Origin of the sequence: Porphyrobacter sp. SLTP (genome assembly GCF_009905735.1) — a bacterium.
Lineage (GTDB): Bacteria > Pseudomonadota > Alphaproteobacteria > Sphingomonadales > Sphingomonadaceae > Erythrobacter.
In genome coordinates, this window is sequence record NZ_JAAALE010000003.1 from 258,720 (window position 1) to 267,756 (window position 9,037).

The 9,037-nt window shown below is 63.8% G+C and carries 9 protein-coding genes; 4 read left to right on the forward strand and 5 right to left on the reverse strand.

Annotated features, from left to right (window positions below; all coding sequences use genetic code 11):
* Positions 1 to 161 precede the first annotated feature (161 nt).
* On the forward strand, positions 162 to 500 hold the full coding sequence (locus GVM20_RS04190; protein WP_166546047.1) for a hypothetical protein: 339 nt from the start codon (positions 162 to 164) through the stop codon (positions 498 to 500).
* Positions 501 to 521: 21 nt separating this feature from the next.
* On the opposite strand, the gene GVM20_RS04195 is transcribed toward GVM20_RS04190, so the two are convergent.
* The 4 genes from GVM20_RS04195 to GVM20_RS04210 all read right to left on the reverse strand — a co-directional run bounded on the left by GVM20_RS04195 (position 522) and on the right by GVM20_RS04210 (position 3,837).
* The gene (locus GVM20_RS04195) at positions 522 to 1,580 is read right to left on the reverse strand and encodes a DUF3667 domain-containing protein (RefSeq protein ID WP_166546048.1); all 1,059 of its coding nucleotides are present in this window, start codon (positions 1,578 to 1,580) and stop codon (positions 522 to 524) included.
* A gap of 65 nt (positions 1,581 to 1,645) precedes the next feature.
* Positions 1,646 to 2,377 (reverse strand): ParA family protein, encoded by a 732-nt coding sequence (locus tag GVM20_RS04200; protein WP_166546049.1) that lies wholly within the window; start codon positions 2,375 to 2,377, stop codon positions 1,646 to 1,648.
* A 196-nt stretch (positions 2,378 to 2,573) separates the two neighbouring features.
* Positions 2,574 to 2,918 carry a DNA-directed RNA polymerase subunit omega gene (rpoZ, locus tag GVM20_RS04205; protein WP_160759412.1) on the reverse strand — a complete coding sequence of 115 codons (345 nt, stop codon included), beginning with the start codon at positions 2,916 to 2,918 and terminating at the stop codon, positions 2,574 to 2,576.
* An 88-nt stretch (positions 2,919 to 3,006) separates the two neighbouring features.
* Positions 3,007 to 3,837, reverse strand: coding sequence for a hypothetical protein (locus tag GVM20_RS04210; RefSeq protein ID WP_166546050.1), 831 nt, complete (start codon positions 3,835 to 3,837; stop codon positions 3,007 to 3,009).
* Between the two features lie 168 nt (positions 3,838 to 4,005).
* On the opposite strand from GVM20_RS04210, the gene GVM20_RS04215 reads away from it, so the two are divergent.
* Positions 4,006 to 5,226: a phospholipase D-like domain-containing protein gene (locus tag GVM20_RS04215; RefSeq protein WP_166546051.1), complete on the forward strand. Its 1,221-nt coding sequence runs from the start codon at positions 4,006 to 4,008 to the stop codon at positions 5,224 to 5,226.
* A 48-nt stretch (positions 5,227 to 5,274) separates the two neighbouring features.
* On the forward strand, positions 5,275 to 6,783 hold the full coding sequence (locus GVM20_RS04220; protein ID WP_166546052.1) for a sulfatase-like hydrolase/transferase: 1,509 nt from the start codon (positions 5,275 to 5,277) through the stop codon (positions 6,781 to 6,783).
* 39 nt (positions 6,784 to 6,822) lie between these two features.
* Here GVM20_RS04220 and GVM20_RS04225 read toward each other — a convergent pair whose 3' ends face one another.
* A complete protein-coding gene (locus GVM20_RS04225) occupies positions 6,823 to 8,343 on the reverse strand; it encodes a replicative DNA helicase (RefSeq protein ID WP_166546053.1) in 1,521 nt (506 codons plus the stop codon).
* 147 nt (positions 8,344 to 8,490) lie between these two features.
* Between GVM20_RS04225 and GVM20_RS04230 the strand changes: the two genes are divergently transcribed.
* On the forward strand, positions 8,491 to 9,024 hold the full coding sequence (locus tag GVM20_RS04230; RefSeq protein ID WP_234031833.1) for a UPF0262 family protein: 534 nt from the start codon (positions 8,491 to 8,493) through the stop codon (positions 9,022 to 9,024).
* Positions 9,025 to 9,037 lie beyond the last annotated feature (13 nt).

The following is a 9,037-nucleotide window of genomic DNA, read 5'->3' on the forward strand; positions in this document are numbered from 1 at the left end:
GCGCCTTTTTTGTTGCTGTCAGCGTGGGTTAAGCCGGCCAGCGGCACCTTCGCGCCACGGCTCAGACTCAAGATCAAAGGGGCAATCGGATGCGGCGCGTGATGGCTGTGGCGTTGGTTGGCAGCGCGTGGGCGATGTCAGGGGCAGGCGCAGCGCAGCCCATGTCCGCTCCCACAATCACGCCCTCGCCCGACATGACCGTGGCGGCCTTTCTCGCCCGGGTCGATCAACTGCGCACCGGCGGCCCCGAATGGACGCTGTCCCCCGAGGCTGGCGAATTGTTCGGCGCGATCTCGGCCGTTGGCAAAGCCTATCGCCAGACCCTTGCGGATCAGCGCGCGGCTGGGCAGTCGGTTGAAGCCTGCTTGCCGCCTGAAGCCGAGATCGAAAGCGATGTCCTGTTTGCGCATCTGGCGGGCTACGCCCCGGAAGTTGCTGCGCGCACCACCGTCAGAGAAGCGTTCTCGCAGCTTGTGCAGCAGCGCTTTCCTTGCCCTTGATCGCGCGTCCCTGTGGCGGGATCAGAACGCGCCCAGCAGGCCCAGAATGATCACGAACAGAGTCAGCACGATCTGCATCGAGAACAGCAGCAGCACGCTGAGCCGCCACAGGGTCGAAAACCGGCTGAGGCCATAGGCTTGGCGCAGCTGCTTGTAGAGATGCAGCGGCACGGCGATCAGGAACAGCAGCGCCGCCCAGCCGCCGCCGTTGGGAATGGTGCTGAGGATCGACATGACGATGAACAGCAGCGACATGAAGCTCAGCGAATAGGTGACGAACACCGCGTGGTCATAGGCCTTGAACTGCCGCCGCCAGGCGAACATGATCCACAGGAACGGCACCGAGAGCGGGATCAGCAGCCAGCTGAATTTGTACCCATTGGCCTGGAGCTTGTAGAGCATAAGGCCGGGGTTCTTCTTCCATTTTTCAAGCAGAACCTTGTCAAACCATGGAATGCCGGTGTTGACGCTGACCACCTTTTCCGCCGCGTCGCTCGGGCTTCCTGCCTTGGCAAAGACCAGATTGAGCCCCTTGAGTTCATTGTCGATCTCCGCGCGGCGGGGGCTTTTGGCGGGTAGCGTCGAGCGCTCCTTTTCCAGCGCTTCCATCTGGCTGCGCACCTCGGTCTGAACCGGGTTGTCGCCGTCCGATCCGAACAGGTCGTTCGCAATATCGGTCGGCGCTCCGATTCCGACCATCTGGAATACGGCGAACATGGCGAAGACTGTGAACAGGAACATCGCCATCGGGCTGACGAACTTGGCGCGCTCGCCCGCGATGTAGCGGCGGGTGAGCTCCCCCGGCTTGAAGGTCAGAAGTGGCAGCGTCTCCCACAGCTTGCCATCGAGGTGCAGGACGCCGTGCATGATGTCATGCCCGATGGCGGCAAGGCTGCGATGGATGTGCGCCTTCTGCCCGCATTCGGGGCAGAAATGGCCGTGATAGGAAGTGCCGCAATTGGCGCAGGTGACCGAACCGGCCGACGAATGGCTGCCGACCTCACCGGCGCGAGGTTCGACCGCACGCGCCAGCAGGCCGCCTTCGATCGCCGCGCCGATTCCCTCGCCCAATCCGCTCATGCCGCGCGCCCCTGTGTCTGCAAACACACCTAGTATAGGCTCTTTTTCCGCACCTGCGAAAGCGGCTATTTCTCGGCCAGCTTGCGTTCGATCGCGGTCCAGAGCTGGGCAATGGCGCGCGCCGCCGGAGAGCGCGGGGCGAAGGCACCGACCGGCTTGCGCTCCACCGCGCATTGTTCGACCGCGCTGGCGAGCGGGATGGCGGGCCAGTTCGGGTTGGCGTCACGCGCCTCCTTGTGCAGGCCCCGGCGCAGGTCGAGCATGGCAAGCACCGGCAGGATCGGCGGGTGCCCCTTGCCCGCGCCGCGCACTTCCTCGACCACGACTTCGAATGCGCGCGCCGACAGGGGCGAGGGCGGAAGCGGAACGATGATGAGGTCGGCCGCCCGGATGATCTGGGCGCTCAACTCGTTGAGCACGGGCGGACAATCGAAGATGATCCGGTCATAGTCCTTGCTCAGCGCCGCGGTCAGCTTGGCCAGCCGCTTCTTCTTGCCCATCCGGTCAAGCGTGCGGTCAATCGCGCGGATGCTCTCGTCTGCGGGGAGCAGGTCAAGACCGGGAAAAGCCGTCGGCTGGATCAGCTTGCCCGGATCGCCGCTGTCGGCAAACATACTGTCTGCGCTGCGTTTTTTCTTCGGGTCGACGCCGAGCAGAAAGCCCGAGCCATTGGCGGCGTCCAAATCCCACAGCAATGTTTTGCGGCGCGAGATGCTTGCCGAGCACCACGCAAGGTTGACCGCCAGCGTCGTCTTCCCGACCCCGCCCTTGACGCTGTAGACCGCAATCGATGCCATGCGCCTTGCCGCCCCGTGATATGACCGTTCCGTTACAGTCACATGGGATAGCGCCGCGAGACCCGAAGGCAAGCGCGGGCAAGGCCGGGTCAAGAAGTGGTCAAGCAGAGGCCAAAACGACCGAGGGGCGGCCCTGCCCGGTGAACCCCGGTCTGGACCGCCCCTCGAATTGGGCGCTTATTCTGAAACGAACCGCTTACCCGTCGTAATCGCCACCGAGCGAGGAGGTGCGCGCCGGTGCCGATGCGGTGATCCGCAGCGCTTCGGCCGACTGGCTGAGCGAACCGATCTCATCGGCCTCGTCCTCGTCATCGGGCAGGATCTTCTGGAGGCTGGTGACGAGCGATTCATGCAGCGCGCGCGGGCCAACGGTTTCCTCGGCGATTTCGCGCAAGGCCACGACCGGGTTCTTGTCGCGGTCACGATCAATGGTCAGTTCGCTACCGCCCGAAATCTCGCGCGCACGCTGTGCAGCAAGCAGGACGAGGTCGAACCGGTTGGGAACCTTGTCGACGCAATCTTCAACGGTAACGCGTGCCATGGGCAGCCTTTTGTCAGAATCGGGACGGAAAGAGAAGCGCGCAGCTAGGCACGCGGGGGCACGAAGTCAAGGAAAAGGGGGGTATCCCTCAGCGCTCCCCATCTTCTGCCAGCAGGCGCGCGGTGGTCATCGCCACTTCCATGGCGGTCGCATTGAAGCGCAGGCGGTAGAGCGTTGTCAGATAGGTGCGGTCAAAGCGCGACATTTCTGGCTGGGGATCTGCGCTGGCACGAAACAGCGTCAGGATCGAACGCGGCGCGCGCCCGGCGACCTCATCGATCTCGCGCGTCGGGGCGAGCAGCCGCAGGGTGATGTAATCGGCGACCTGCACCGGCGAGAACTGCGCGCTCGCCGCCAGGTCCATCATTACCGCCGCACTGCGGATGTTCTTGCGTGTGTTCCGGTCCACCCGCCCGCGCGGGCTGGCGACGATCACCTCGACATCCTGAAAGGCATAGGCCGGATCGCGCGAACGCAGCACCCGGTCGACCTGATGGCGCTTCATCCGCCCGATGAACTGGCGACCGCTGCGGCGATAGTCGATGATCCACTGGCGCGCGTCCTCCCGGATGACCACCAGAGCATTGGGGCGGCAGCCGCGCTTGGCGATGGTCAGCCCGGCGGCGCGGGCATTGGCAATGATACGCCGTCCGATCAGCACGCCGCGCTCGGGATCGTCGATCGCGAGCGAGAGGCACAGCGGGACGTTGAAACGGGGGAGCGGCTCGCGCGACTGCGCGCGTCCCGAAACCGCACGCACAAGTGCGCTTGCCGCGCGAACATCAATGATCCGCTCGCGCTCGACCACGATTTCGTCCACCGGCGTCGGTTCGGCAGATTGCACGGCCTCCTGCGCCATCACCTGAGGTGCCGCGAGGGCCGCAGTCAGGAACCAGCCAAGATACGAAGCGGCCCGCATATTCTGCTGATATCGTGACGCAATTATGAGCTGCGTCTGAACAAGGCGCGAGTCACTTTCCCCCAAGGACCCTGTGATCCCGCGCGGCGATTGCGCCGAACGCCCTGCGCTGGTGCGCTTTGTCGCAACGGGCAGTGGCTTTGTGTTCGCCGCGCGCTACAAGGCGGTATGGCCACCGCTCCCGCTCCCGCCGCCGATTCCTCCCAATCCGGCCAGCAGGCGCCCGATTATTGCGATCTGGATCCCTTCAACATCACCGCCGCCGGGCACGAATTCACCTTCTATCCCCATGGGCAAGACCGGCTGAAGGCGCTGGTGGCGTTGATCGATGGCGCACAGGACAGTCTCAAGCTGTTCTACTACCTGTTCGACAGCGATACCTCCGGCACGATGGTGCGTGATGCGCTGGTCGCCGCCGCGCAGCGCGGGGTGACCGTCGACCTGATCGTGGATGATTTCGGCAATGACGCGGGCGCCGAATTCTTCGCCCCGCTGGAAGAGGCCGGCGGCACCTTCGCGATCTTCTCGCCCAAGTGGGGCAAGCGCTATCTGGTGCGCAACCACCAGAAGTTCGTGATTGCCGATAGCGCGCGGGTGATGACGGGCGGGGCCAATGTCTCCGATCACTACTTCGCGATCCCTGCCGATAATGGCTGGTGTGATCTGTCGGTGCTGATCGAGGGCGCGGTGGTGGAGCAGTTCATGCGCTGGTTCGACCTGCTCCAGGAATGGGTCGCGAACGAGGCCAAGGGGCGCACCAGCCAGCTCCGCCGCCTGCGTGATATCGTCAAGGACTGGGACGGCGGTGCCGAGGGGACGGACGGGACTGTGCGGCTGCTGGTCGGCGGGCCGCTGGTGCGGCGCGGTCATTGGGCATGGTGTTTGCGGCAGGATCTGGTCAAGGCCAAGCGGCTCGACACGGTCTCGGCCTATTTTTCCCCGCCGCGCAGTTACCGCCGCCAGATGGCACAGGTCGCGCGGCGCGGTGAGGTGCGGATGATCATGGCGGGCAAGTCCGACATCTCGGCCGCGGTCGATATGGCGCGGCTGCTCTATGGCAAGCTGCTGCGCGCTGGAGCCAGGATTGCCGAGTTCCAGCCCTGCAAGCTGCATATGAAGCTGATGGTGGTGGATGATGCGAGCTATGTCGGCAGCGCCAATCTCGACAAGCGGTCGTTCCGCATCAATGTCGAGCTGATGGTGCGGATCGAGGATGCCGGGCTGGCCGCCAAGCTGCGCGAACTGATCGACCACATGGAAGCCTCCAGCGCACCGATGACGCGCGAACGCTATGAACGGGAAAGCACCTTCATCAACCGAATGCGCTGGCGGTTCGCGTACTGGATGAGCCTTGCCGATTACCGCATCAGCAAGGTGAGCGCGGGGTAGCGCCAAGCAGGCAGGGCCGTAACGCCTGCGTCAATGCAGACTAGGCGGATGAAGCGGGCGGGTAACTGTCTGCTAACCTTAATCGTCTATCCATCTTTCATGCAGCGGTTGCCTACTTCACCGGTTGGCCTGTCGCTGCGTGCCGGGAGCGAGCGTGCGCAAAGGCGGCGCCACCGACCGGTCAAGAGGAGCGCAATCATCGTGAATCAAGCCCTGTCGATTAGTTCTCGCTGGCTCGCGCTCGACGCGCAGGAAAAGACAGCGCTGGCCAACTGGCTGCTGGTGTGGGTGGTGCTGGCCAATATCGGCTTCAGCCTCCTCTATTACGTCGGTGCGCCGCCGCGGGTTGTCGCAATCTTCGTGTTTGGCGGGCTTGGTCTGCTGGTGCGCAACCACTCGCTGCTGGTCCGCTGCATAACCTTCATCGTCGGCCTGTCCTACTCGGTCCTGGTCGTGACCGGTTCCATGTTCAACCTCTCGATCTTCACGCTCAGCCGATCGATCGTGTTCATGGGCGAATTGAATGCGTTCAATTCCTACGAATATGTCCTGCTGGGTCTCGGCCTGATTGCACTCGTCGCGATCGCGGGTTTCGCCATGCGACGGCCGGCGGCCTTCTCTGACCGCCGCGCGATTCTGATTGCGGCCATTGCCATTTCGCTCGTCGCCGCCTTCGACGCCTTCATGTGCTACGGCGCGCGGGGGCACTATAAGCGGGTCAACAGCGACGATGCCCCTTTCTCTTCGGCCGTCTCGAACGCCGACTTCGTGCCGGCGGCGGGCGCACCGAAGCGTCATCTGATGATTGTCATGGTCGAATCGCTGGGGGCCACGGTCGACAATCCCGAGATGCAGCGGCTGATCTTCGGCCGCTACAGAGACCCTGCGGTCCGTGCGCGGTTTGAGATGAGCACTGGGACCACAACCTATTTCGGCTCGACCACCATGGGCGAAATCCGAGAATTGTGCGGGCGGTGGGGCGAATATGACGAGCTGGTCTCGCGCCGTGATGAGGGCTGTCTACCCGCTCGGCTGGCGCAGCAGGGCTACGAGACAACGGCCTATCACAGCTTTGGAGGACACTTCTTCGACCGAAGCGCCTGGTATCCCAACATCGGCTTCGAGCAGACGTTCTTCCGGAACCACCTTATCAAGAACGGGTCCGAGCGTTGCGGCGGTGTCTTCGCAGGGGCTTGCGACCGCCATGTGCCGCGCCAGCTGGCGGCGCATCTGAAAGCCGCTGACAAGCCGCAGTTCATCTACTGGCTCACGGTCAATTCGCATCTTCCTGTGCCCGAAAAGAACAATCTGGGCACCGACAACTGCGCTCGGCTGTCACCCGCTCTAGAGCGCGACTATCCGATGATCTGCCGCCAGATCGCGATCTGGGATGCGATCGACGCGGCGATGGTCAAGGAGATCACTGCGGCCGATTTCCCGCCGACCGACATCCTGCTCGTCGGCGATCATATGCCGCCCTATTTCGACCGCAAGAGCCGCACCCAATTCGCGCCCGACCGCGTGCCGTGGCTGCTGCTCAAATGGCGCGGCGAGTAGCGGGCTGCCGAGAGGCGGAGCCTGCGCTGACCGCCTGACCTATTCCTGCCCCCAGTCCGAATAGTCCTTGTAATTCGGTGAGGTGAACTTGGTGATGTCGCTCTGGAAGTGGAGCGGGACATTGCCGGTTGAGCCGTGGCGTTGCTTCGCCACGATCAGCGTCGCGCGGCCCACCAGTCCTTCGAACTTCTCCTCCCACGCGCGGTATTTCTCCTGCACATCGGGGGTGGAGCTTGCGTCCGGCGTGTCGGGCTTGACCAGCAGGTGGTAATAATCGCCGCGGAAGATGAACCACACCATGTCGGCGTCCTGCTCGATCGAGCCGGATTCGCGCAGGTCGGACAGCATCGGGCGCTTGTCCTCGCGCTGTTCGACCGCACGGGACAACTGCGACAGGGCGATCACCGGAACCTGCAATTCCTTGGCGAGGGTTTTCAGGCCCCGGCTGATTTCCGAGATTTCATTGACCCGGTTGTCGTTCGCGCGGCCCGAACCTTGCAGCAGTTGCAGGTAGTCGACGATGATCAGGCCGATGTCGTGCCGCCGCTTCATCCGCCGTGCGCGGGTGCGCAGGGCCGAGATCGTCAGCGCTGGCGTATCGTCGATATAGAGCGGCAGTTCGGCAAGGCGCTGGCTGGCATAGGACAGCTTCTGGAAATCCTCGCGGCTCAATTTACCGCTGCGCAGCGCTTCCGAGGAAATCTCGGCCTGTTCGGCCAAGATACGCGTTGCCAGCTGGTCGGCGCTCATCTCGAGGCTGAAGAACGCGACCGGCGCGCCGTAGTTGAATTCGCCCCCGTCGCGCTGCCATTCCAAGTGCTTTTCCGCGCAGTTGAAGGCGATGTTGGTGGCGAGCGAGGTCTTGCCCATGCCGGGACGCCCGGCGAGGATGATAAGGTCGGAATTGTGCAGCCCCGAGGTCTTCTGGTCGATTGTCGCAAGACCCGTGGTCTTGCCCGACAGTCCGCCGCCCGAATTCATCGCTGCTTCGGCGAGCTTGATCGCGTGCATCGCCGCTTCACGGAAGGTCGAGGCCTCACGTCCCGTTGCCGCCCCTTCGGCCACGTCGAACAGCGCCGCTTCGGCCTGCGCGATCCGGTCAAGCGGTGAGGTGTCCTGCGAGGTATCGAGCGCGCCTTCCACCAGCCCGCGCCCGACGCTGACAAGCTCGCGCAGCAGGGCGAGGTCATAGATCTGCTGGGCAAGCTCACGCGGCGCGAGGAGGCCTGCGCCGCTGGCGGTCAGCTGCGCCAGATAGCTGGTGCCTCCCAGCTCCTTCAGCGCCTCGTCCGCCTCGAAATAGGGGCGCAGCGTGACGGGCGAGGCCGTGGCATTGCGTTCCAGCAGCGCCAGCACGCGGTTGTAGATCCGCTGGTGCAGGCCTTCGAAGAAGTGGTCGGCGCGAATCGGCACCTGCAATTCTTCCAGCACCCTGTTGTCGATCAGCACCGCGCCGAGAAACGCCGCTTCAGCCTCAAGATTGTACGGCAGCTTGCGCGCGACCGTGTCGCCTTCTGGGGCTTGCAGCTTGATCGGGGTGACTTTTTCGGGTTCGGCCATCGGTGCCTGATGCGCCGCAGCGGCCCCCTCGCGCAAGGGCGAACCGCGCCAATATTTATTTCGCACGCTGTGGATAGTGGGGAGAGTGTGTCCCCAAGCCTATCGAAGTGCTTGAAGTGCGCCCCTTCCATCTGCGAAGGCAGGGATATGGCTGCACCGCCGCCCGATTCCCTGCCCCTGTCTCCCGCGCCCGGCGCTGCGGGGGCGCAGCGCATTGCGCAGGTCACGCTCGATGAAGCGACGATCCTGTGGCGCAATGCCGATGTCGAGCAGGAACGCCGGGTGGCGATCTATGACCTGATCGAGGAAAACACCTTCAAGCCGGTTCGTAGCGCCGAACGCGGGAGCAGCGGGCCGTATCACCTGCACCTGTCGGTCACCGACGGACGGCTCGGTATGGATATCAGCGATACCGGTGGTCAGTTGCTGGAAACCCTGCTGATCGGCATGGCCCGCTTCCGCCGCCCGATCCGCGAATATTTCGCGATCTGCGACAGCTATTATCAGGCGATCCGCAAGGCGACCCCGGCCGAGATCGAGACGATCGATATGGCCCGGCGCGGCATTCACAATGATGCCGCCGAACTGCTGCTCGAAAGGCTGGAGGGCAAGGTCGAGACCGATTTCGCCACCGCCCGGCGGCTGTTCACGCTGATCTGCGTGCTGCACATCAAGGGCTAGGGCGGGGGAGCAC